21 protein-coding genes are annotated in these 23,339 nt (G+C 67.8%); 10 read left to right on the top strand and 11 right to left on the bottom strand.

What is annotated here, in order from left to right:
* Positions 1-27 precede the first annotated feature (27 nt).
* Positions 28-1,821, top strand: a complete 1,794-nt coding sequence (locus tag D7Y15_RS01875; RefSeq protein WP_199745869.1) for a Vps62-related protein — start codon at positions 28-30, stop codon at positions 1,819-1,821.
* Positions 1,822-1,823: 2 nt separating this feature from the next.
* On the opposite strand, the gene D7Y15_RS01870 is transcribed toward D7Y15_RS01875, so the two are convergent.
* A complete protein-coding gene (locus tag D7Y15_RS01870; protein WP_121751537.1) occupies positions 1,824-3,251 on the bottom strand; it encodes a hypothetical protein in 1,428 nt (475 codons plus the stop codon).
* A 188-nt stretch (positions 3,252-3,439) separates the two neighbouring features.
* A complete protein-coding gene (locus D7Y15_RS01865) occupies positions 3,440-3,640 on the bottom strand; it encodes a hypothetical protein (protein ID WP_120574752.1) in 201 nt (66 codons plus the stop codon).
* Positions 3,641-4,524: 884 nt separating this feature from the next.
* Here D7Y15_RS01865 and D7Y15_RS01860 point away from each other — a divergent pair.
* A complete protein-coding gene (locus D7Y15_RS01860) occupies positions 4,525-7,125 on the top strand; it encodes a DEAD/DEAH box helicase (RefSeq protein ID WP_233604806.1) in 2,601 nt (866 codons plus the stop codon).
* A 23-nt stretch (positions 7,126-7,148) separates the two neighbouring features.
* On the opposite strand, the gene D7Y15_RS01855 is transcribed toward D7Y15_RS01860, so the two are convergent.
* Entirely contained in the window at positions 7,149-8,009 is an 861-nt protein-coding gene (locus tag D7Y15_RS01855) for a haloalkane dehalogenase (protein ID WP_121751535.1), read from the bottom strand.
* 151 nt (positions 8,010-8,160) lie between these two features.
* Between D7Y15_RS01855 and D7Y15_RS01850 the strand changes: the two genes are divergently transcribed.
* Entirely contained in the window at positions 8,161-9,072 is a 912-nt protein-coding gene (locus D7Y15_RS01850) for a LysR family transcriptional regulator (RefSeq protein WP_121751534.1), read from the top strand.
* A 3-nt stretch (positions 9,073-9,075) separates the two neighbouring features.
* Here D7Y15_RS01850 and D7Y15_RS01845 read toward each other — a convergent pair whose 3' ends face one another.
* The 3 genes from D7Y15_RS01845 to D7Y15_RS01835 all read right to left on the bottom strand — a co-directional run bounded on the left by D7Y15_RS01845 (position 9,076) and on the right by D7Y15_RS01835 (position 10,735).
* Positions 9,076-9,759, bottom strand: a complete 684-nt coding sequence (locus tag D7Y15_RS01845; protein WP_121751533.1) for a hypothetical protein — start codon at positions 9,757-9,759, stop codon at positions 9,076-9,078.
* A gap of 146 nt (positions 9,760-9,905) precedes the next feature.
* Positions 9,906-10,394 carry an SRPBCC family protein gene (locus tag D7Y15_RS01840; RefSeq protein ID WP_120574747.1) on the bottom strand — a complete coding sequence of 163 codons (489 nt, stop codon included), beginning with the start codon at positions 10,392-10,394 and terminating at the stop codon, positions 9,906-9,908.
* A gap of 5 nt (positions 10,395-10,399) precedes the next feature.
* Positions 10,400-10,735: a metalloregulator ArsR/SmtB family transcription factor gene (locus D7Y15_RS01835; RefSeq protein WP_120574746.1), complete on the bottom strand. Its 336-nt coding sequence runs from the start codon at positions 10,733-10,735 to the stop codon at positions 10,400-10,402.
* Between the two features lie 100 nt (positions 10,736-10,835).
* Here D7Y15_RS01835 and D7Y15_RS01830 point away from each other — a divergent pair.
* Both D7Y15_RS01830 and D7Y15_RS01825 read left to right on the top strand, forming a co-directional pair.
* A protein-coding gene (locus tag D7Y15_RS01830) for an IS5 family transposase (protein WP_121751532.1) occupies positions 10,836-11,641 on the top strand; the annotation gives its coding sequence in 2 pieces (ribosomal slippage) (positions 10,836-11,166 and positions 11,166-11,641; 807 coding nt in all).
* Positions 11,642-11,773: 132 nt separating this feature from the next.
* Positions 11,774-13,363: an endo alpha-1,4 polygalactosaminidase gene (locus D7Y15_RS01825; RefSeq protein ID WP_158628991.1), complete on the top strand. Its 1,590-nt coding sequence runs from the start codon at positions 11,774-11,776 to the stop codon at positions 13,361-13,363.
* Positions 13,364-13,404: 41 nt separating this feature from the next.
* Here the strand turns inward: D7Y15_RS01825 and D7Y15_RS01820 are convergent, their stop codons facing one another.
* Together D7Y15_RS01820 and D7Y15_RS01815 are read right to left on the bottom strand one after the other, a co-directional pair.
* Positions 13,405-14,145, bottom strand: a complete 741-nt coding sequence (locus tag D7Y15_RS01820; RefSeq protein ID WP_120574744.1) for an endonuclease/exonuclease/phosphatase family protein — start codon at positions 14,143-14,145, stop codon at positions 13,405-13,407.
* A 96-nt stretch (positions 14,146-14,241) separates the two neighbouring features.
* On the bottom strand, positions 14,242-15,177 hold the full coding sequence (locus tag D7Y15_RS01815; protein WP_120574743.1) for a bestrophin family protein: 936 nt from the start codon (positions 15,175-15,177) through the stop codon (positions 14,242-14,244).
* Between the two features lie 121 nt (positions 15,178-15,298).
* On the opposite strand from D7Y15_RS01815, the gene D7Y15_RS01810 reads away from it, so the two are divergent.
* Entirely contained in the window at positions 15,299-16,429 is a 1,131-nt protein-coding gene (locus D7Y15_RS01810; RefSeq protein ID WP_121751530.1) for a hypothetical protein, read from the top strand.
* 356 nt (positions 16,430-16,785) lie between these two features.
* Here the strand turns inward: D7Y15_RS01810 and D7Y15_RS01800 are convergent, their stop codons facing one another.
* Positions 16,786-18,150: a delta-60 repeat domain-containing protein gene (locus tag D7Y15_RS01800; RefSeq protein WP_158628990.1), complete on the bottom strand. Its 1,365-nt coding sequence runs from the start codon at positions 18,148-18,150 to the stop codon at positions 16,786-16,788.
* 347 nt (positions 18,151-18,497) lie between these two features.
* Between D7Y15_RS01800 and D7Y15_RS01795 the strand changes: the two genes are divergently transcribed.
* From D7Y15_RS01795 to D7Y15_RS01785, 3 genes are all read left to right on the top strand, one after another.
* Complete coding sequence (locus D7Y15_RS01795; protein WP_158628989.1) at positions 18,498-18,977, top strand: transposase; 480 nt, start codon at positions 18,498-18,500, stop codon at positions 18,975-18,977.
* Positions 18,978-19,028: 51 nt separating this feature from the next.
* The gene (locus tag D7Y15_RS01790; protein WP_121751527.1) at positions 19,029-19,718 is read left to right on the top strand and encodes a lecithin retinol acyltransferase family protein; all 690 of its coding nucleotides are present in this window, start codon (positions 19,029-19,031) and stop codon (positions 19,716-19,718) included.
* A 305-nt stretch (positions 19,719-20,023) separates the two neighbouring features.
* Positions 20,024-21,178: a YgcG family protein gene (locus D7Y15_RS01785; RefSeq protein WP_121751526.1), complete on the top strand. Its 1,155-nt coding sequence runs from the start codon at positions 20,024-20,026 to the stop codon at positions 21,176-21,178.
* Positions 21,179-21,192: 14 nt separating this feature from the next.
* Here the strand turns inward: D7Y15_RS01785 and D7Y15_RS01780 are convergent, their stop codons facing one another.
* Together D7Y15_RS01780 and D7Y15_RS01775 are read right to left on the bottom strand one after the other, a co-directional pair.
* Complete coding sequence (locus D7Y15_RS01780) at positions 21,193-21,951, bottom strand: 2OG-Fe(II) oxygenase (protein ID WP_121751525.1); 759 nt, start codon at positions 21,949-21,951, stop codon at positions 21,193-21,195.
* Positions 21,952-22,022: 71 nt separating this feature from the next.
* Positions 22,023-22,391 carry a hypothetical protein gene (locus D7Y15_RS01775; RefSeq protein WP_120574737.1) on the bottom strand — a complete coding sequence of 123 codons (369 nt, stop codon included), beginning with the start codon at positions 22,389-22,391 and terminating at the stop codon, positions 22,023-22,025.
* A gap of 138 nt (positions 22,392-22,529) precedes the next feature.
* Here D7Y15_RS01775 and D7Y15_RS01770 point away from each other — a divergent pair, with 138 nt between their 5' ends.
* The gene (locus D7Y15_RS01770) at positions 22,530-23,309 is read left to right on the top strand and encodes a DUF1801 domain-containing protein (RefSeq protein ID WP_121751524.1); all 780 of its coding nucleotides are present in this window, start codon (positions 22,530-22,532) and stop codon (positions 23,307-23,309) included.
* The last annotated feature ends 30 nt before the right edge of the window (positions 23,310-23,339 follow it).

The following is a 23,339-nucleotide window of genomic DNA, read 5'->3' as shown; positions in this document are numbered from 1 at the left end:
CTGGGTTCCCTCCTTCCCCAGGTATCCATGGTCCTCCGGCGATTCCTATCCCTCGTCGCGTTCGCCACGTCTTCGCTCGTGGCGAACGCAGCCCACGCGAACACCGTCTACGGCTTCTGGCAGGGCTCGGGAGGACAGAGCCCCTCCAGTCCGGGCAACCGGGTGTTCCTGCTGGATTCACAGACGTCCAGCAACCCGGTGACGTTCACGCTGACGTCGTCCGCGGATGCCTGGCTGTACCTGCTGGATGCGAACGGCACCATCCTCGCGCAGGACAACAACGGCGGTGGCGGCACGAACTCGCGCCTGGTCGTCACGCTGGCCCCGGGCAGCTACCAGCTCGTCGCCGCGACCGCGCTGTCGGGCCAGAGCGCCGAGTTCACCCTGGCGTCGGACTCCGGGGTGCTGCGCCATCCCAAGGCGCTGGAGGTCCGGCCCACGAGCCGCTTCAGCTGGATCTACGACGATCACGGCACCGGCGCGACGAACGACATCGCCGTCTGGCGCCCGGACCTCTCCCAGACGCCGGGCTTCTTCTCGCTGGGCGACGTGGCCATGCCGAACCGGGGACAGGCGCCCGCGACGACGTTCGTGGTTCGCGGCGAGGGGGACCTGCTCGCGCGTCCGTCCAACTACAACTGGATCTGGGACGACTCCGGCTCCGGTGGAACGCACGACGTCTCCTTCTGGGAGCCGGTCGCGCCCGCGGGCTACACCTGCCTGGGTCATGTCGCGGTGCTGGGCTACTCCAAGCCCTCCACGGACCTCATCCGCTGCGTGCGGAGCGAATACGTGCTGCCCGCCAATCCCGCCTGGGTGTGGGACGACAGGGGCTCCGGCGCGGACGACGACATCGGCGTGTGGCAGGCGGCGGCGCGCGACCACCGCGGCCTGCCCGCGTCCACCTTCATCTCCCGCCCCAGCCACGGCGACACGGGCGGCAACCGCTACTGGGTCCTCAACAAGAGCGCCACGTCCAACGCGGAGCTGCGGGGGCTGCCCGTGGATGCACAGGCGGTGGCGGCGTTCGCGCCGCGAGTGTGGCTGCATCCGGACGAGGCCTACTTCCCGTCCTCCACGCAGTTCCACCTGGCCAACGTCCACGAGGAGAACGGCCACCTGGTGACGAACCAGGCGCTGGGTTGTGACTCCTGCACGGATCCGCAGTTCCTGGACGGCCAGCGTCCCAATCAGACGCCGGTGCCCGTCTACGCGCAGGTCATCACTCGCACCCAGGGCGGTCTGCCGACGAACGTGACGGACGTGCTGTATTGGAGTTTCTACCCCTACAACAATGGCAAGCGCGTGTGCATTGGCTGGTATTCGCCCTGGGGCTGCGTGGGCGGCTACTCCACCTTCGGAAACCACGTGGGGGACTGGGAGCACCTCACCGTGCGCTTCATCGACGGGCGCCCCGCGCAGGTCTACCTGAGCCAGCACGCGAACGGGCAGACCTTCACCTTCGGCGACAAGGCCGTGTTCCTCACCGGCTGGCATCCGGAGGTGTTCTCCGCCAATGGCTCGCATGGCCTCTATCCGGACGCCGCGCGGCACATCTACGAAACCATCTTCAACGGCGACTTCCTGGCGGACGACACCGGCGCCGGGCTCGCGTGGGACACCTGGAACAACGTGGTGGTCATTCCCTGGCAGCCGGCGGGGACGTACACGGGGTCGCTCGCCTGGATGAACCTCACGGCGTACTGGGGCAACCCCGAGTCCGGCTGCGACAATCCGACCGGCTACTGCGTGAACAGCGGCGGCCCCTCGCCGCTGCGCAACCGGTCGGTGTACCAGCCGGACTACATGACCCTGGAGTAGTCCTAGCGTCTGCCCAGGAGGCCGAAGGGCTTCCACTCCAGGATCTTCAGGTCGAACCCCGCCTGGCGCTTCTCGGCGATCCAATCCTCGAGGGCGCTCAGGGCGGAGGCCTCGTCATCGAAGTCCTGGCGCTCGTCGTCGCGGGTGACCAGCGTGGTGCCGTCCACGATGGCCGACGTGTACTCGTTCTTCGGTCCGCCGTACTTAGCGAACTCCCGTTCGAGCGGGCCCCGGCCGGGAACCACGGTCGTGACGCGCAGGAAGTCTCCTTCGTAGCGGGCCTCCAGCCGCCGCACCTCCTGTGCGGCGGCGTCGGAGGTCTCGAAGGCGAAGCGGAACGTGCGCATCGACCCGTTGTTGAGTCCCGCGTGGAACTGCACGACGGCGCCGAAGCGTTCGATCTCAATGAAGAGGTCGCCCCGCTTGCGCCAGAAGGTGACGCGCTCCGAAGCCCGCTGCTTCACGTCGAGCTCCGGGGGCGTCCCCTGTCCGAGGAACTGCTTCCCGTCGAAGATGTGCAGGGACAGGCTGCTTGGACGCATCAGCCACACCTCGCCTGTCTTGCGCTGGGCGTAGACGACGTCCCTCGCGCGCGCGTTCTTCGACGCCTGGGCCGCGATGCCTGCGATGTCCAGGCCTTCGAGCTCCTCGGCGGTGGGTTCATCCGGCTCGCGGACCTGCTGGGGCTGGAGCGTGTCCGTGAAGACGGGCTCGCCCTCGTGGATGCGCTTGAACAAGGCGTTGTGGTGGATCTCCCCCAGATCGAGGTTCCACAGCTCGGGGCGCAGGAAGGTGGACGCGAGCGAGGCGGCCTCCTCGCCGGGGCGGCCGTTCGCCAGGTGCAGCTCGGTGTGGGTCTCGCCGTAGCAGGTGACGTCGTGATCGTTCTCGTCGAGGAAGCGCGTGGTGAGGTCACCCGCCACGACGAGGCTGTCGTCGTTGTAGATGCCCTGGATGGCGTCCCGGACCACGAGGTCGCCGAGCACCAGGAAGTTCCCAGACGTCTGGAGCCCCCATGCCGTGCAACGGCCCACGACCACCACCGTCGAATCCGGTCCGCAGTCCTCCAGCACGCCCGCCACCTCCAGGTCCCCGAGGACGACGAGGGGCGCGGTGACACGCAGCAAGCCGGCGGCCCGCGCGTTGCCCGTGATGACCCGGACCTCGGAGAGGGTCCCTTCGAGCACCGAGTCCTCGGGCGCCAGCAGCTCGCGCATCACCAGGGCCGCGAAGCCGATGGGCGACAGGGGGCCGGGACATAGCGCCTCCGCGACCTGGGACGGAGACCGCTGCGCGTCCTTCCGAAAGACAGCGGCGAGGTCCGAGACCGAAGGCTCACCGTGATGGGAGAGCGCTTCGAGGACGGCGCCTTCGAGCCGGGCGCGCACGGCCTCCGCGCGGGAGACGAACTCATTCTGGCACAGGCTCATGGCCGCGCATGCTACCCAGGTGCCCGGCCGGATGCCGCGCGAGAAGTTGCTTCGGTGAGTTCTCGCGACAGGGCGTGGCGGTGCACGGCCTTCGCTGTTTTCATGCGGGGCTCTGGCCGTTTGTAACCGGGCGAGGCGGGTACGTCCGGGCCCCGTGATGGGCCCGGCCGCGGTTCCTCCGCTGCGGCCTACTGGCAGATGGTTTCGGCCGAACACACGCACTGCCCACCGCCCGCGCCGCCACACTGGCGGAAGCACGAGCAGTCTTCGTTCATGCAGATGTTGGAGCAGAGGCCAATGGCCTCGGAGTTGGTGGGCATCAGCGCCCCGACGGCGCCACCAGCCACGACGCCCATCATGAACACGAACTTCGCGATTCCCTTGCGCATGTACGACCTCCCGGGTTGAACGGCCCGTCCATTCTAGAGACGAGTCCTCGATTGGACGAGCCTCGACACCCAGGGCCGGGAGCTGGTGCCTACGCCCCTTCGATGACGCCTCCCCGTCTCATCGGAGGAGTGCCTTCCCGACCTCACACCCATCCCCAAGGTCAGTGGCTCCCGAGGAGCTGTTTCTCGACCTTCCCCCGGGCCGGTGAGGGAGGTGCATGCAATGAAGGCATTCAAGGCGGTACTGCTGGGAACGCTCGTGTCGGCGCTGCTCGTTGGCGCGGGGTGCAAGACCGCGAAAAGTGAGGGGATCGGCACGGGTGGCTCCGGAACGATGGAGCCAGGAATCGGAGGCAGGACGAACGTCGGAAGCTCCAAGGAAACGGAGGGATCCGAGACGGGCTCTGGCAACGTTGGCGGATCAGGTGCAGGGACGAACCAGGGGACGGGTGGTTCCAGCACGGGCGGCAGCTCCACCACCGGAGGTACCTCTAGCGGAGGTGGTACGAGCAGCGGCTCAAGCACTGGCAGCTCGGGTGATTGTGGCCCCGGTGGGAGTGGTTCGAGCTCAGGCGGCTCGGGCTCGGGTGGCTCGGGCTCGGGTGGCTCGGGCTCGGGTGGAGGCGACATGAGCCGCTGACCCTGACGCGCCGGGGACGCGCGATTCGCGTCCTGGGCTCTCATGTGGGTTGAGGGCATTGCCATGGGGCCAGGCGTCCGTGTGATGCCTGAATCCCTGGCGTGCGCGGCTGCCTGCCTCCTTCTGACCGGTCCCGGACGCATCTAACGCTTCCCCGGGACACCTCCCGTGCGTATCACTGGCCTTCGTGCGCACGCCCACCGACCGTTACCTGCCACCTCCCGCTGATGCTTCCTCCTCCACGATGCTCCCTCGCGGGCGGGTGGTGGTCATCGCGCCCACGCGCGCCGCGTGCGAGACCATCGAGCTGGCGCTCGGGCTGGAGCTGCGCACGTACCTGGGAGAGCACCACGGCGAGCACCTCCTCGCGCTGGCTCGGAGCGGGCAGGGGTTCGGCATCGTCGCGGGCACCGGCACGGGCAAGACGCTCGCCATCCGCCCCATCGCGGAGGAGCTCACGGGCCGGCGGCCCCTTCGGGTGGCGGTGGTCAACCGCGAGCGGGAGGCCACCGCGGAGACGCCGCTCGCGGACGTGGCCATCGTCACCACCGGCATCGCGCGGCGCTGGTTCCAGGGCGGCGCCATCCGGCGTGAGGACACGCTCATCGTGGATGAGATCCACCAGACCTCCGCGGAGCTGGAGCTGTGCCTGGCCCTGGGCAAGCGCGTGGGCAGCCGCTTCATCTGGCTGTCCGCCACGGTGGACCCGGCCTTCTACGCGCGCTACCTGGACAGCGCGGACGTGCTCCAGGTGTCCACCTTCGATCCGGGCAAGGCGGCCCAGGTGGAGGTCGAGCGCCGCAAGCCGCTGTCCTTCCTCGACGACGCCTTCCTCCAGGACGTGCAGCGGCAGGGGCGCGGCGTAGGCGTGTTCCTGGCCACGCGCGCCGGAGTGGAGGAGGCGGCGGCCCACGTGCGCGCCCGCTCATCCGATGTCCATGCGGCGCACTACCACGGCGGCGAGCCGCTGCGCGCCATCCGCCCCTTCCTGGAGGGCACGGCGCCCCGGCCGTTCGTGCTCACGATGACGGCGGCGGGGCAGAGCGCGCTCAACGTGCCCGGACTGGACACCGTCGTCATCGACGACCTGCGCTTCACGAACGTGGTGGAGGGCGGCCGCAACGTCCTCACCCGCGTGCACCTGGGCAACAACGAGCTGCTGCAGATGGCTGGGCGCGTGCACGGGCGCGTGGCGGGCGGGCGCGTCTTCATCCTCAGCGACCGGCTGATCCACTTCGCCTCGCTGCGGCCCACCGAGCCCGAGTTCCAGCTCGCGGGCGAGCCGGAGCGGGTGGCGCTCACCGCGGCGGCGCTGGGCGTGCGGGCGGATGAGCTGGACCTGCCCGTGCCGTTGGACCGCGCCGCCTATCGGAGGGCGCTCGCGAAGCTGGAGGCGCGCGGCATCGTGGACGCGGACGGGCGATTGTCCGCCTATGGCCGGGCGGTGGAGGCCCTGCCCGTGGAGCGTCCGTGGGCGGAGCTCATCGTCAACGCGGAGGACGCGCTGCTGCCGTTCCTCGCGGTGTGCAGCGCGGTGGAGTCCCTGCACCGGATGACGCGCGAGGAGCGGAATCTGGAAGAGGTGCTCGTGCAGGGCAGTGACCACCTGACCGCGTACAACCTGTACGCCGAGGCCTTCCGGGTGGCGGGCACGGTGGGGGAGGTGCAGGGGCTGCCGCGCCACGTCTTCGACCCGGAGAAGCTCGCGGCGTGGGCGGAGGGGAGAGGCGTGTTGGTGAAGGCCCTGGAGGACGCGGCGCTCGCGATGGCGAGCGTGTACCGGAGCGTGGGGCTGGCGCTGCCCGCGCGCATGCCCTTCGCGAGCTCCAGCATCCACCATCGCTTCTGTGACCTGCTCGCGCGCTTCATGCCCTTCGACCTGGTCATCGACGAGCGCACGGCCTGGGGTGAGCTCACACGCGTGTCGAAGACGAGCGTGTGCGGCAACCTGGGCGCGGTGGCGGGCACGCTGCGCTACTTCGCCGACCGCAACGGCGAGTCGCAGGGCGCCATCGAAGGCACCCAGCTGCCCCAGTCGCTGCTGCGCCGCTACGCCCAACGTCACGCGGTGGCGCCCGTGTATGACGTGCGCTTCCGCTCGGTCGTGCTCGTCAAGCGGCTGGACTACTTCGGCTTCACGCTGGAGCAGGAAGTGGACGTGCTGCGCGCCTGGGGGCCGGAGCTGGCCACGGCGGCCCGGCACGCGCTCGCGGAGGCACTGGCGCGGGGCGAGGCGCCGCATCCCGCGGTGGACCGGCACCGGGTCGCCATCGCCGAGGTGCGCGAGCTGTGGCGGCGCTCGGGAGGAATGACCGCGCCGCTCGGGTTCCCGGAGCTCACCGCGCTCTACGAGGCGCAGCTCGATGGCGTGGACACGCTCGATGACTTCCGGGAGCGCCCGCTGCGGCTGGACCTGGACGCGCTCGTGCCGCCCGCGACGCGCCGGGCACTCCTGGCGCTCCCGGACAACGTGGAGGTCCGCGAGCAGGCGGTGCCGCTGGAGTACGACGTGGAGGAGCTGTCGGACGGGGCCCTGCGGGGCGTGGTGCGGCTGCACCTGCCGGAGAAGCTCGCCCGCACCCTGGTGGAAGAGGAGCTGCCGGTGCTCGACCGCTCCCGGCGCTTCAGCGTGGCTCGTGGCCGGCGGGGTGTGCTCCAGGCCCGCTCGCTCCTGGAGCTCCAGGAGCTGCTTGACCGACCCTGGATGCCAGACGAAATCGCCGAGGCCACCCGCGAGCGTCGGCCCCAGGTGCAGGACCCGGAGCGTGGGGGCAACCGGGGCCATCATCATGGCAAGGGCTCAACGTACGGAGGAAGGCGGGGAGGCGGCAGGCGGAGGCGCTGACCTGGCGCACGGGCCCGGGTTGCTCACCACGCGGAGCGGTCCATCCAGGCCTGGAGTGCGCGCACGATGTCCTCCGGCGCGTCTTCCGGCGCATGGTGCCCCGCGCGACGGAGTGGGACGATTTCGAGGGACCGGAGATTGGCTCGTGCCCACTCAATGATGCTCGGAGCGTTGAGCCCCGTGTCGCCGAACGTCAGCAGGAGCACCGGCTTCACGGACGGCTGCGCGAGCCACGCGTCATAGCGTTTGATGACCGCGGCGACGTCGGCGGGCTCACCATCGATTGGAATCTCCCGAGGCCACTGCAGCACCGGGCGCCGCGACGCCGCGTCTGGATAGGGGGCCTGGTAGACGGCCCGATCACCCTCCGCGAGGCCACGCTGGACCCCATTCGCGAAGGACTTCTCGAGGAACGCGTTCTGTTCGAGCACGAGCTGCTCACCGACCCCTGGCGTGCGCAGGGCGCGGAACAGCTGCTCGCCCTGGGGAGGCCAGTCGCTCCAGCGCATGGGGCGGAGGAACGTCTCGAACACGGCTACGCCCCGCACGCGGTCCGGATGCCGCCGCGCCCAATCCAGGGCCAGCACACCGCCCCAGTCGTAGCCAACGAGCACCACGTCCCGCAGGTCGAGCGCGTCGAACCACGCATCGAGGTACCTCGCGTGGTCCGCGAACCGGTAGGGGATGTCCGGCTTGCCCGAATCCCCCATGCCGATGAGGTCGGGCGCGAGGCAACGGCCCCGGCCGGCGAGCGGCGGAATGACGTTCCGCCACACGTGTGAGGACGTGGGGTTGCCGTGAAGGAACACGATGGGCGAGCCCGTCCCGGCCTCGCGGTAGGAGATGAACGAATCCAGGACCTGGACCTGGTGAACCATGGGCATGGGCGTGCTCCGGGAAGGAAGCTGCGGAGAGGTGTGGCATGCGATGAGCACGCCCGCGACGAGACAGCCGAGCAGTCTGTGCATGCACCCATGATGGGGAAGGGGACACCTCCCTGGTAGTGATGGTTCGTGAGGTCTAGGCTCACCAACCGTGAGCATTTCGATCGCCGCACTCGACCTCAACCTCCTCCTGGTGCTCCACACCGTCCTCACCGAGCGCAGCGTGGTGCGCGCGGCCGAGCGGCTCCACGTCACGCCCTCCGCCATCAGCAACAGCCTGGCGCGCCTCAGGTCCGCGTTGGGCGACCCGCTGGTCACGCGCAAGGGCCGTGGCATCGTCCCCACGCCCCGCGCGCTCGCGCTGGCCCCCGCCATCGCCCGAGGCCTGCGCGAGCTGGAGTCCGGGCTTCACGAAGCCCCCTTCGAGCCGGCCCGCTGCACGCGCACCTTCACGCTCGCCGTCGCCGATGCGGGGCAGGTCACATGGGGACCGCGAATCGCCGCCCGGATGGCTGGAGAGATGCCGAACGCGCGCCTCGCCGTGGTCGGCATCGCTTCGCTCGTGGCGCTCGGGGACCTGACCTCGTCACAGGTCGACCTGCACATCGGCCTGGCCGGACGGGGCGCGGGCCTGCACGTCGAACCGCTGCTGGACGAGCGCACCGTCCTCGTGGCCCGCGACGACCCCCCTGGACTCACGAAGCGCCTGTCGGCGCGTGCGCTCGGCGCGCTCCGTCACGTGGGGGTGGAGATGGTTCCGGGCAAGGGCTTCCGGGACCTCGTTGGCGCCGCGTACGCACGCGCGGGCATCCGCCGCGAGGTCGCCATGACGGTGCCCTCGTTCCTGACGGCGGCGGCGATCGTGGCCGCGACCGACCTCGTCGCGACGTTGCCGGGGTCACTCGTCGCGGCGCAGGGTGCGCGCCTGGGCGTTCACTGCGTCAACGCGCCGGTCCCCGCGCACACCGTCAAGATGGCCCTGTGCTGGCACGACCGCACGCATGCGGACCCGGCGGCGCGGTACTTCCGCCAGTTGGTCCGGCGTGCGGTCCTGGACGCGTGAGCATCAGAAGCTGAAGCCCACCCGCAGGATGTCCATGTTGATGTCCACGATGCGCCCGTTCCTGCGCGTATCACCCCACGGCAGGCTGTACTGGCCGCCGAGGTCCAGCTCCTTGCGCTGCTGGTTCCAGCTGTAGCCCACGGCCGCGCCGAACACCGCGGCGAGATAGAAGTTCGTGCGCGCGAACGTCTTCCGGTAGCCCAGGTCCAGGCCCAGGGTGAGCTGGCCTCCCGTCGTGCTTCGATTGGCGGGCTGCCCCTTGTCGGCGTCGGGCCGGTCCTTCTCGTTGCTCACCATGCCGCTCAGCTTGGGCTGGAGGAAGAAGCCGTCGCCCCGTGCGCGGGGCCACGGCGTCCAGGCCACGCCCGTGGAGACCGTGAGCGCCCGGCCCGTGCCGCAGTTGCCGATGTCATCCGTGCAGCGGCGGCGCGCGTACCGGGGCGTGACTTCAATGACCAGGTCGGTCTGGTCCGACAGCTGGAGGTTCGTGCCGACAGGGAGCGCCACGTGGAGCGTGCCGCCCACGAGTGGCCCCGTCAGCAGGAGGGAACCCGTCACCAGTGGCGAGATCCAGAGCGCGTGCGCGGGCCGCTCTCCCACGGTGGGCCGCGGCCCCGGCGGCTCCACGGCCTGGGCCTGGGTCGCGGTGAGGAGAAGGAGCACCGGAATCAGCATCGCCTTGTTCAACGCATGCCTCCTGCTGCGAGTGGGGACGGGCCCTTGCTGGAGCAAGGGTCGTTCCACCCGCGTGGCTGAGGCCCGCTCAGAGTGCCTTCGCGCCCGCGCACGACAAGGTTGTCAGAGCTCGCGCCCGCGGATGCCGGACACAGGTGTCACACGCGCCGTTCGGCGATCGCCGCGAGCTGCGCCGTGACGGTGCCCCAGCCTTCGTGGAAGCCCAGGTCATGGTGCATGTTTCTGTCCGCGCTGTTCTTGTGCATCACGTGGGCGTTGTAGTCGGTGCCCTGCGGATGATCCTTCAGCGTGATGATGGCGGTCATGAGCGGCATGCCGGACACGTCCGCGGGCCGCCAGCCGGCGACCATCACGTTCGTGAACACGATGCGCTCGAGCGAGTCGACGGCGAGGAAGCACGCGCTGAGGTGAGGCCCGAAGTCGCTGGTGGCCGTCTCGCTGAAGTGCGTCACCAGCGCGCCGCCGGGCCGCAGGTCCATCTCCAACACCTTGCACCGCGACGGCGCGGGCACCCACCACTGCTCGAAGCTGGCAGGGTCCGTCCAGGCCTTCCAGACGACAGCGCGCGGCGCCTTGATGATGCGCGAGATGCTCAGGTCGAGCTCGGGATTCAGGGCAGGGGACATTCGACTCACTCCTTGGGTGATGCGGCGGTGACGAACTGCTCGAGCCGGTCCGTGCGGGCTTCCCAGAGGGCCCGCTGAGCGGACAGCCACGACTCCACGGCGGCGAAGGACTTCTTCTCCAGTGCGCACGTCCGCACACGCCCTTCCTTGTGCGTGCGGATGAGCCCGCTGCCCTCCAGGAAGTGGATGTGCTTCATGAAGGACGGCAAGGCCATGTCGAAGGGCTTCGCCAGGTCGCTGATGCTGGCGGGGCCCTTTCCCAGACGCGCAATCACCGCCCGGCGGGTCGGATCCGCGAGCGCCTGGAAAATTCCATTCAGCGTTTCCGGATGCTTTTCCACGAGGCTAAGTAACGTCTTCAGACACTTAGACTTCCTTTCATAACCCCACCATCGATGGGGTGGGAATGCAGTCGCTCGGGTGGATGTGCACCTTGGACGCATGAAGCGTGAGCTCGTGCCAGAGGCCCTCTGGCAGCGCATGGAGCCGCTGCTGCCGAAGCGCCGTCGCCACCGCAAAGGAGGCCGCCCGTACGCAGATGACCGCGCGGCCCTGCGCGGCATCCTCTTCGTGCTGAAGACGGGCATCGCGTGGGAGGACCTGCCGGCGGAAGTCTTCGGCGTGAGTGGCATCACCTGCTGGCGCAGGCTCAACCAATGGGCGAAGGCGGGTGTCTTTCGCAAGCTGCAGCAGAAGCTGCTCGACGAGTTGGGCATGCGCGGCCGCATCGACTGGAGCCGTGCCTCCTTCGACTCGGGCAGTGTCCGGGCTCAAAAGGGGGGCCCGAAACGGGCAAGAATCCCACCGACAGAGGGAAGAAGGGCTCCAAGCACCATCTCGTCGTAGACCGAAAAGGGCTGCCCCTCGCCGTGCTCCTCTCGGCCGCCAACGTGCACGACATGAAGCGCGCGCTCCCCCTCGTCGATGCCATCCCTCCCGTACACACCGGGCGCCGCGGCCGGCCGCGCAGGCGTCCCAAGAAGGCGCACGGTGACAAGGGCTATGACTACGCCGTCATCCGCCGCGGGCTATGCGAGCGGCGCATCAAGCCGCGCATCGCGCGCAAAGGAGTCGAGTCGAGCCAGAAACTGGGACGCCACCGCTGGGTGGTGGAGCGCAGCCTGTCCTGGTTGCACCACCTCAAGCGCCTGCGCATCCGAGAGGAGCGCCGAGCCGACCTGCACCTGGCGCTCCTGCAGCTCGGTTGCTGCGTCGTACTTCAGCGCAGACTCCCTCGCCGGTTATGAAAGGAAGTCTTAGTGCAAGAGCTAAGTGATGAAGTGGCCTTTTGTGATAGCCGGGCCCAAACCCCTGGAGGCGCAATGTCGAACTGGAGTGCCTGGCTGTTCCCCTGCCTTGCCTTGCTGACACCTGGATGCATGCCATTGGAGGCGGACGACGTGCGGGAGCCGGAGGCTCAACAGCAGGCGCTGCCGGGCTCGGAGGTCATCGACTTCGCTTCCGCGAGCACGCAGGCGAACACGGACGCGTCGGGCAAGAGCGGCGGCATGGCCGTGCTCAAGACGAACAGCGCGAACTGCACGGTGGGCGCGTACGCGGACTGCTATGCGCAGTACATCGAGTTCAGCCCCAGCTACACGGGCTCTCTGTCCTTCAATCTCTCCAGCCTCACCCAGGCCGCGCCCACTCCGGCCCAGGTCACCCAGCTCAGCCTGCTGACGAAGTACCAGGGGCCCGGCGTCGCCGCGTCCTACTACCAGTGGCAGCTGTACAGGTTCTCCACCTCCAGCTGGGTCAGCATCGCCAACTCACAGGGGCGCGGTGACTGGGTGTGGACGCCGGCCCTGACGCTCGCGCTCCCCACCACCGAGGTCGCGTCGAACTTCGTGTCGAGCACCGGGGAGATCCGCGCGCGCATCATCAAGGGCGCGGGGACGGACGCGGCGCAGCTGGACAGCCTCCGGCTCCAGGTGGCGTGGGACATCTCCACGACGTGCACCGCTGAAACGGACGCGGCCTTCTGCGCGCGGCAGGGCACGAGCTGCGGTCAGGCGAGCGGCACCGACAACTGTGGACAGGCCCGCACGGTCGCGAGCTGTGGCGCCTGCCAGAGTCCTCAGACGTGCGGCGGTGGCGGCACTCCGAACGTCTGTGGTGAGGCTTCCTCCTGCACGGTGGCGGCCTTCCCCAAGGGCACCACCTGGATGTGGGACCTGGAGCACAACGCCATTCCCACCAACCTCAACGCCCAGGTCTACGTCGTGGACCTCTTCAATACGAGCACCGCGAAGATCCAGGAGTACAAGACCGCCGGCAAGAAGGTGGTCTGCTACTTCAGCGCGGGCTCCTATGAGGACTGGCGGGAAGACGCGAACCAGTTCCCGCAGGACACGTACTGCACCCCCGGGGAGAACTGCGCGCAGTCCGTGCACATCATGGGCGACTGGTGCACGGCCGGTGGCGGCTGTGAGTGGTGGTTGGACCACCGCAAGCAGGCGGTGCGGACGGTGATGACGTCGCGCATGCAGCTGGCGAAGAACAAGGGCTGCGACGCGGTGGAGCCGGACAACATCGACGGATATTCGCACGACGATGAAATCAGCTGCACCGACCAGGCCTGCTGGGGCCTGACGGCGGCGAACCAGCTCGACTACAACCGCTGGCTGGCCACCACCGCCCACTCCCTGTGCCTGGGCATCGCGCTCAAGAATGACGTGGACCAGGTCCCCGCGCTCGCGGACTCCTTCGACTTCGCCATCAACGAGGAGTGCCAGAGGTTCAACGAGTGCGGCGCGTACAAGACCTGGTTCACGAACAAGAACAAGGCGGTCTTCAACGCCGAGTACCGCAAGGACTCGGGCGGTGACATCACCAACTGGACGTCGTGCACGGGCACCGGGGCGACCTGCGCCTGCGGTGAGAGCGGCTTCGCCCAGGGTGACATGCGCACCCTGGTCTTCAGCACCGCGTCGGTCCGGTACGACAACCTCCAGTTCACCTGCTGGTAGCGCGGGCGGGCCGGGGCGGTCCTCCCGCCCCGGCCTTCTCCTCAGTACTGGACGGTCGCGGTGTAGGCGAAGTGGTCGGAGCCGTACTTCTCCAGGCGCTCGGCGGGACCGGTGCCGATGCCCACGCTGACGTAGATCTGATCAATGGGCACGCCGCTGACGCCCGCCGTGTTCAGGTGGTTCATCCCGGGGATGTCCTGCGACAGCGCGCGGTTGAAGTCCCCCACCAGGACGACGGGCAGCCCCCGGCCGCGCAGCTCCGCGACGACCTCGCGCACCACGGTGTTGTGCGTCCGCCAGCGGTCCTGACGCTCCGGGTGATCGCCGTTCCAGGCGCCGGAGATGTAGTGGGTGTTGATGAACGCCAGCTTCTCGCCGGTCGCCAGGTTCTTCAGCACGACCCAGTTCACGAAGCGCGACGGCGTCACGTTGGCCTCACCGCCGTGCGTGAGTCGGGAGCCGTCGCCCGTCTTCTCGAACTTGTTCTTGCGCCAGGAGATGGCGATGGAATTGCGCGCGTCCAGCCGGCCGTCACCGGGCCGGAAGTGGGCGTAGGCATCCATCGCATCGAGCTTGGAGTGGCCCTCCGCGGAGTCCACCTCCTGCCAGCCGATGATGTCCGCGAGCGGCCTCGTGTTCGCCTGCCCGTGCCACGTGTTGTGCGTCGCGACCGTGGTCGTCGTGGCGGCGAGCGCCGCCGGTGCTGGCTCCTCGGATGGAGCGGGCACGAGCCCCAGCGACAGCAGCAGGCTGAGGACGGCCGACGACAAGAGCTTGAGCATGGTTCCCTCGGAATGCGCGCCAGGGTCATTCCTGGCGCTTCCGTGGGAAGCTAGCCAAAGCAGTATTCGCTGAAAATACCGCGAAAAATGTTTCCGTCAGCCGAGGACGAAGTCCTTGGGGCGCAGCGGCTCCGGCTGGGGCTCTCCCAGCGATTCCAGCATGTTGATCTCCGCCGTGCGGGACATCGCGAGCAGGGGCAAATCGTTGGGAGCTTCTCCGAAGGGCTCCTCCAGCTCCTCGCTCAGGAGGTCCAGGCCGAAGAACGTGTAGGCGATCATGGCTGTGAGCACCGGCGCGAACCAACCCATCGACTCAGCGAGGCCGAAGGGCAGCAGCAGACAGAAGAGGTAGGCCGTGCGGTGCAGGAGCACCGTGTAGGCGAAGGGCAGGGGCGTGAGGCGGATGCGCTCGCAGGCGGTGAAGATGCTCATCATGGAGTGCACCCGTTCGTTCAAGGCGGCCCAGGTGATGTCGGTGAGGCGGTCCTCACGGAGCAGGCGGGCCAGCTCCAACTGGTGCTCGCGCAGGAGGGCATTCGGGCGGTTGCCGCTGCCCAGGACGCGCGAACGCTCGGGCTCCTCCAGGTGGCGGCCAATGGCCTCTCCGGCGTCTTGCGAGCGAAGGTGCGCGGCGAGCGCATAGGGGAAGGCGATGGTGCGGTGCACCAGTCTTCGTGCCGCCTGCCGTCCCACGACAGGCAGCTCGGCGCGTCCGTCGTCCAGCAGCGCGATGGTCGCGTGGGTGAAGGCGCGCACCTCGATGATGAGCGCGCCCCACTGCTTCCGTCCTTCCCACCACCGGTCGTAGCAAGCGTTGTTGCGGAAGCCGAGGAAGATGGAGAGCGCGATGCCGAGCAGTGACAGCGGCGCGGGCGAGGTGATGGGAAGCCGGATGTAGCCCTGCTTGAGCGTCAGGACGACCAACGTGGCGAGCGCCGCGACCCCCAACACGTGAGGAAGGACGCGCGGGAGGATGGTGCCGCGCACGACGAACAGGAGCTTGAAGAAGCCAGGGCGGGGACGGACGATCACAGGCGCGTCTCGTGCCCCAAATCCCCGACTGCCGCAAGCGGTCCTCGCTGTGACGCCGGGAATGACCCTTGTTCATCCCGGGTGCGCCGTCGCCCTAGACTGCCTCCCTCCTGGAGGCTGAATGCACCCGAAGAGACTTCACCGGTTCCCCATGTCCACGTTGCGCTCCCTGACCGTGGGTGTCGCGCTGGTGTGCGCCGCTGGCTGCTCGGACGATGAGGGCGTGGACGTTCCCAACCCACTGACCAACCCGAAGGATGGGCCCCCGGCCGGCAACCCGAACGCCGAGGCGACGTGCACCGTGCCTGCCGAGGCGGGGCTCGCGGATGTGTCCCGGCCCACCACCGTCGTCGGGACGGGGACGCCGGCCAGCTGTACCTCGGACGCCTTCGTCAATGCCGTGGCGAAGGGTGGGGTCATCACCTTCGACTGCGGCCCGGAGCCCGTCGTCATCACGCTGGACCGGACGGCGAAGGTCTTCAACGACAAGGGGCCGGAGATCGTCATCGACGGCAAGGGGCTGGTGACGCTCAGTGGCGCGGGCAAGCACCGCATCCTCTACATGAACACCTGCGACCAGGCCCAGGTGTGGACGACCTCTCACTGCCAGGACCAGGACCACCCGCGGCTGACGATCCAGAACCTCACCTTCGTGGACGCCAGCTCCAAGAGTGAGAAGGAGTACGACGGAGGCGGCGCGGTCTGGGTGCGCGGTGGGCGGGTGAAGGTCCTCAACTCCCGCTTCTTCAACAACCTGTGCGCGGACACCGGCCCGGACGTCGGAGGTGCGGCGCTGCGGGTGTTCGACCAGTACGACGACCGGCCTGTCTACGTGGTGAACACGACCTTCGGCGGCAAGGAGGGCTACGGCGGGGTCGGCTCCAACGGCGGCGGCATCAGCAGCATTGGCGTGTCGTGGACCATCATCAACAGCCTCTTCTCCCACAACCGGGCTATCGGAAACGGCGCGAATCCCGCCCAGCCGGGCACGCCGGGTGGTGGCAGCGGTGGGGCCATCTACAACGATGGCAACACGATGACGCTGTCGCTCTGTGGCACGCGAATCGAACACAACGAGGTCAACGCGCACGGCAGCGCCATCTTCTTCGTGACCAATGACCACTCGGGCGACATCCGCATCGACCGCTCGGTCATCCAGAACAACAAGGGCGGCTCCTGGTACGTGACCTATCCGCAGATCTCGAACCACTCGGACACGCCCATCCGGGTGACGAACTCCACGATTGAGTGATGGCCGCCGTGCTAATCCTATGACCGGGTGAAGTCTGCGGGTTGGTAATGGAACTTCGCTCGGGCCTTCGGCACGGTGCATCGCCAGCGAATCCGGAGTTGCTGGCGATTGGCCCACTTCTGCCATGCCTGCGTTTCGCAGAGAGGCTTGTCGCGCGTGGGGATGCGCCGCGTCCCCAGGCACTGACGAGAGATCTTGGCGCGTCCGTTGCCTTCCCGTCTGTCTCGGAGTCCCTGACGCCCACCCTCCTGGTAGAGCCTTACCGCTACCACCACCGATGGGACTGCGGAGCCCGCGCCCCTGGACGGAACGCGGGCTGGTGAGCGCTGGGGCCGGAGGGCGCCTCGGCTCAGGGCTCAGTTCCCGTGACGGGAGAGCCGGATGTATTTGTCGCTGAGACCACCCGCGATGAGCTTCCCGTCCGACTGGAAGCCGAGGCCCCCGGTCAGGTCATGGCTGTCCACGAAGCCCTCGTACATGAACCCACCGCCGCCCGCGAAGGTGGAGTCCAGAGGTCCCGTCGGGAGGAACCGCAGCAGGGCCGCGTCGTAGTTGTTCCCGCGAGAGGTGAGGCTCGTGTAGCCGCCCGCGACGATCTTCCCGTCCGCCTGGACTGCCAGCCGGGAGATGATGTTGTTGGTAGGACCGAAGCTGAGGTAGGCCTGCCCATTGCCGTTGAAGGTCGAGTCGAACGCGGTGCCGTTCGCGTTCAGCCGGAGGAGCGCCATGTAGTACTGGCTTCCCGAGGGATAGTAGGCATTGCCCCCGACCAGGATCTTGCCGTCGGTCTGCACCGCCACCGCCATGGCCTGGTCGGTGCTCCCGAACACGTCGATCTTCAGAGCGCCTCCACCTCCGAAGGACGAGTCGAGCGCCCCCGAGGCGGTGAATCGCACCAGGCCAAAGTCCGGCGACGCCCCTATCGCGTAGGTGAGCCCTACGGCCAATACCTTGCCGTCCGGCTGCAGGGCCATGTCCGTCATCGAGTCGTTGCGGCCCGAGGGGAAATCGTAGGTTGCCCGGCCTCCGACTCCGAACGTGCTGTCCAGGGCGCCCGTGCTCGTGAACCGGGCCACCACGAAGTCCAGGTTGGTGTTGTTGGAGGAAGACCCCGCCAGGAGGATCCGGCCGTCCGGCTGGATGGCCACGTCGATGGCATGGTCAAACATCACGTAATTGTAGATGACCAATCCTCCCGAACCGAACGTCGTGTCGGGAGCCCCGCTGGCCGTATAGCGGACCAAGGCGAAGTCCGTCGCCGCCCCCTGGTCTCGCGTGGACGCAATGACAATCTTCCCATCCGGTTGCAGCGCCCCACGCGCGGAACTGGCATTGCATAAGCCCGAGGCGAGCGTCGTCGTCACCAGGCCCATGCCTCCCGCGAAGGTTGTGTCGACCGTCCCATCGGCGTTGTACCGGGCGGCGTACACGCCACAGCCCGTGTTCGTCCGGAAGCTGCCGGTGACCACGATCCGATCGTCTGGCTGCACCAGGACCGAGTCGGTTCCCAGCGTCGCGCCGCTGAGCTCGTAGAGGGCGATGCCCCCCGCGCCGAACGATGGATCGAAGTCACCCGGCGGGACGAAGGAGGCCAGGGAAGGGCTGCTTCCCGCGAGATCGGCGGAAGCGCTCAGGTCCACGACACGGGACGGAGCGCCCGCATGGAGGGTCAGCGGTGCCTTCGCCGTCTCGGCGAAGGCGGTCGTCACTGGCGTGGACAAGGACAAGGCTGCCGTTGCCAGCAACGACGCGGTTCCTCTCGACATAGACACTCCATTGGGACGCCTACGGGTTATGCAGGAGCGGCGTTCGCATGGCTGTCTGGATTCACCAAAACAGTCCAAGGGCCGTGAAGCCTGCTCATTCATATTAACTTTCGAGAATTGGATTTCAAGATGATTCCTGCAGTCCCAGCTGTGCCAGTCACTCGCATCGCCTCAAGGGTCGTTCATGACTCCGTGGGTCTCAACGGAGGGCACTTGGCTGGGTGGCGATTGATGGGCGGGCTGCCGCTGTTGCTCCAGATATGAAGGGGCACGCGAAAAGCCAAGGGTTGAAAATGGGGTGCGTGCCAAAGCTGGACGCCCAGTACGCCGAGCGAATGGAAGACGTGCTGGTGCTGTACCGGCGGCCGCTGTGTCCCACGGAACCCGTCGTTTGCTTCGATGAGCGGCCCGTGCAGTTGCTGGAATGGGTACGCCCAGCATCGCCCGCCCGCTCCGGGCGTGAGGCACGTCGGGACTACGCCTACTTCCGCTGTGGCACGGCCAATCTTTTCTGCGCGGTGGAGTCCAAGGCGGGGTGGCATTTCGTGAAGGCCACACCCAATAGAAAGAGTCCAGCGTTTGCCGAAGCTCTCCAGGACATCGCCAAGAAGTACCCGGAGGCGAACACCATCCACCTGGTGCTGGACAATCTCAGTACCCACAGCCGCCAGGCATGGCAGAAGTGGGCCAATCGCCAGCAACTCCGGATTCGCTGGCGATGCACCGTGCCGAAGGCCCGAGCGAAGTTCCATTACCAACCCGCAGACTTCACCCGGTCATAGGACCAGGTGCCTGCTCTCTATCGTGCAGCTGAAAGACCGTGAGGACAGACCATGGCGAAAGATTGGGCCAGCACCCTGGTTGAACTGTTGACGTCACCTGTCTCATTGGTAACGGACGTCGTGGATGTTCTCATGGACACGCCTGTTCACGAGCGGTTCTCCAATTCCATCAAAACCGATGTTTTTCAGGATTCACACCTGCGAGACCTGGAAAGGGTCGGCACCGACCGAAAGCTCCGCCCTGGAACGATCCTCCGGGTGGGAAGAACAGGCTTTTGGCACTACGGCGTATATGTCGGTGGTGATGAAACGGTTCACTTCACCTCGGAGGAAAGTGACACCTCTGAAGACAACCGAGTCATGCGGACCAACATGTCGAAATTCCTCGGTGATGCCGAGGAATTTCAGACATTGAGATTTCCCAAAAAAGTCTGCGGGCGGCGGGTGTATAACGGGAAAGAGACCTGTGCCAGGGCCATCGAAAAAATCGGCTTGGGTGACTACTCCTTTCTCGGTAATAATTGTCAGCACTTTGCCGTCTGGTGTAAGTCCGGAGTCGCGATTTCCGGGCAGACTGTTGTTGTGAATGGAGGCGAATCAGATTCGCCCGTCTATCGCGCCAGGATTGAAGCTTCCACCTCGGCGATGGGGTTGCTGGGCTGGGTCAAAGTTCCGGACCTCATTGGGGTGTTTGGTATTGAAGTGTCAAGAACCCTCTTTGCCTCCAATTACCTGCCGTAGTTGAGAAGACGCGTGGAACGAGCCCTGTACCCTGGTGGCGCGCAAAGGGGGGCGTGCGGCCACCAGCTCATCAGGACAGTTGAGGAGCGAGGCGCCCGCAGCTGCCATCGTCGGCACACACCACCATCAGAACCTGGGGCGAGGACGTCATGGATGGCAGCCGACGTTGCTCGGCGCAGCTGGCTTTGAGTCTTCGAGTAGCGATGCCCAGGCCCGAGCCTTGCCGGCCTTCTCTGACGCAGGATGGCGCTTCAGCGCAGGCGTCGTTCCTTCGGGGCATGGCGCCATCTGTTACATTCGGCGCCATGCGTGCATGGCTGGGCTTCGTGGTCCTGTTCTGCGCCCTCGGCACTCCGGCCCTGGGCGTCACGGTGGAAAGGGTGCCCCGGCCCGCCGCGGGCTCCTGGACGGTGGACCTCACGCCGTCCCACGTCCTCACTCCAGCCGTGAGGGCGGAGGTCGACGAGATGGCCCGGTCGCTGAACGACCGCGGGCTTGGCCAGCTCATGGTGGTGATGGTGGACACCACGTCGCCCAGGCGCTCGCATGAGTTCGCGCTGGAGCTCTTCAACCGCTGGGGCATCGGTCATCCCGGAAGGGACGACGGCGCGCTGCTCTTCATCGCGTACGCGGACCGCAAGGCGGAGATCATCCTCGGAGATGGGGTCGATGAGCCCGACGACCAGGTGGCCAGCGACGTGGTGATGGCGGAGGAGATCGTGCCTGCCTTCAAGCGTGGCGACCCGAACGAGGCCGTGCGCGGGGGCGCGAAAGGCCTGAAGGAGCTCATCGAGGACTCGCGGCTCAACAACCCTGTCGCCGCCGCCGATGCCCCGAGCGCCGCCAGTGACGACGTCGAGCTCACGGACTGGGACCGGGAGGCGTTCCTGAGCACTCCACGGATACACGTGAGCACAGCGGAGGAGTCCTCCTCGTCACCGAACGTCGGCCTCTTCGCGGGCGCCGCGGGCGTGCTTGGCGCGGCGGGGCTCGCGGGCAGTGCCTGGCTCCGCCGTCGTCCGCGCAAGTGCCGGACGTGCGGCACCCTCCGGGTGCGGTTGGGCGAAGCCGAGGATGATGCCCACCTGGACGCGGGCCAGCGGTCCGAGGAGTCGCTGGGCTCCGTGGACTACGACGTCTGGTGGTGCAGTCCGTGTGAGGACGCGAGCGTCGAGCGCTACGGCCGGTTCTTCTCGGGCTTCAAGCGCTGCAAGCGGTGCAGCTACGTGACGGGCAAGCAGACCTCGCGCACGCTGCGGAGCGCGACCTACGACCACGGTGGCGAAGTGGAGGTGACGGTGCGCTGTGGGCACTGCGACTTCGTGTCCACCTCGCGCCACTCCACGCCCCGACGTACCCGGCCCTCGTCGTCGAGCTCCTCCAGTTCTTCGAGTTCCTCCCGCTCCTCGTCGTCAGGAGGTGGGCGCTCGTCGGGAGGCGGCTCCAGCGGGAGCTGGTAGGGACTCCCGGCCGCTCAGGGGCGCGGTGTCGCCCAGAGGGCGCTGTGAGCCTCCGGCGCGTCCGGGGACTCCTCCGCCGTGTAGAAGTAGGCCGCGACCGTGGCCCGGCCCCGTCCTTCAGGGCACGCCAGCGCGGCGGGGTGGCCGTGCCAGTGGGTGTCGCCGTGCGCCATCACGACCAGCCGATCGAGCACCGGAGCAATGCGGGCCTCGCACCGGGAGAGGTCGGCGTTCCATAGCTCCAGGTCGCCGCCCCATTCGGGCTCCCAGCCCGGGTTCAAGTAGTACAGCACCGTGAGCCGCCGTGTGAGCGCACGCATGCGATCTCGGTTGAAGTCGGCGTGGAGCGCCAGATGGCCCCCGCGCAGCGTGAGGTGCAGCCCGGCGCCCCGGAAGTGCGGATCCGCGATGAGTCCTTTGATGCCGGTGATCGTCTCCAGGAAGTCGAGGAACGACAAGCCCGAGAACTCCGCGAGCAGGTGCCGGAGCGCGCCGTGCACGCCCTCGAAGGCCTTGCGCTGAAGCTGTCCCAGGCGGGCCGCCTGTTCCGGATGATCGCGGCGCAGCCAGGGGGCCCCGGTCGCGCCTGGAAAGACGCCGGCCAGCTCCGTCGACAGACGCTCTCCCAGGAAGCCGTCGATGACGACGTGCGGGTGGGGCCGGGCAGCGCCGTAGGTGTCGCGATGCGCCAACCCGAGCGAGCGGAGCGCCGTCCGGCTGAGGAAGAAGCTCGGGCCCAGCAACGGGCCTTCATCGACGGTTGCGACGCTCACGGGACCTCTTCCTCGGGGGGGTGCTGGCGGCCGATGATGCCATGCGCACGAAACGCACGTCTCTTCCGGCCTCACCCGGGGGCGTCGCCTTCGGTCTCGAGGAGTGCCGCGAGGAACAACGCATACGTCAGCTCGGCGACGGGCCGACGCTCCCGCCGGGCCTGGAGGCGCAGCGCCTTGGGCAGGGAGCAGGACTGACCCCGTTCACCGTCGCGCATCTGGACATAGCCTCGCGGGGAGTAGCCCATCACCTGCCAGCCCATTTGACACAGCGCCCGGCTGAGGTCGTCGGTGAGCTGGTGATGGAGGGCGCGAGCGATGGGGACGGGGCGGAAACGCTCGCTCGACCAGCCTTCCGTGTCCTCGTGCCAGCCGCGCGCGCGCAGGTAGTTCACCTTGCGCGCAAGCGACAGTCCGCCGACGTGGCGCTCGAGCTTCATGGGACCCCTTTGGAGCGGGCGTGGAGCATCGCTCCCTTGCCTGGCGTTGCCATATTCCACACACCCACAGCGTCCCCTACAGTCCAAGATTCTCGTTCCACATCGACCGGGACGAAACGCCCCGGAGGCCCGAAGACCATGGCGACGACGACTCGCGTCCCCCAGACGATTGACGCCTACCTGGCGGCCGTATCCGATCCAGCGGCGAAGAAGACCCTGAGCGCCTTGCGCACGCAGCTACGCAAGCTGCTCCCCAAGGCCACCGAGACCATCAGCTACCAGATGCCCGCCTTCAAGGTGGACGGGGACATCGTGGTGGGCTTCGCGTACTTCAAGAACAACTGCGGCTTCTACCCCGGCAGCGGCAGCGTGGTGCCGGCGCTGAAGTCGGAGCTGGAGGGCTACACTACGTCGAAGAGCGGCGTTACCTTTCCCCCGGACGAACCGCTCCCGGCGAAGCTGGTGAAGAAGCTGGTGCAGGTGCGGCTCGCGGAGATCGCCGCGAGCGCGAAGAAGCCCGCAGCCGCGAAGAAGTCTCCCGCCAAGGGCTTCCAGGTGGGCGTGGTGCGCACGCTGCCCATGACGGCCCCCGCGCTGTGGAAGTGGCTGACGACCGGGGCGGACGCCTGGCTGGGAGCGGGCGCGACGCTGAAGCCCAAAGCCGGCACGCCCTATTCGGTCCCCAAGCGCCGCGGAGCCCCTTCCGTGAGTGGCGAGGTCCGGTCGGTGATTTCAGGCCGGCGCCTTCGCATGACCTGGCAGCCGGAAGGCTGGACGAAGCCGGCGACGTTGCAGTTCACGGTGACGCCCAAGACGAAGGGCGCCTCCCTGCTCGTGCAGATGGAGACTCTCCCGGACGCGGAGACCCGCGAGGCCATGCGCGAGCGCTGGTCGGACATCCTTGCCCGGGTTGCGTAGAGGCCACCGGGGTGGGGGATTGACGTTGCG

The sequence above is a fragment of the Corallococcus sp. AB030 genome (genome assembly GCF_003668965.1).
In the GTDB taxonomy this organism is placed as follows: domain Bacteria; phylum Myxococcota; class Myxococcia; order Myxococcales; family Myxococcaceae; genus Corallococcus; species Corallococcus exiguus.
The sequence above is the reverse complement of the archived record's forward strand: the minus strand, read 5'-3'. Positions and strand labels throughout refer to the sequence as shown.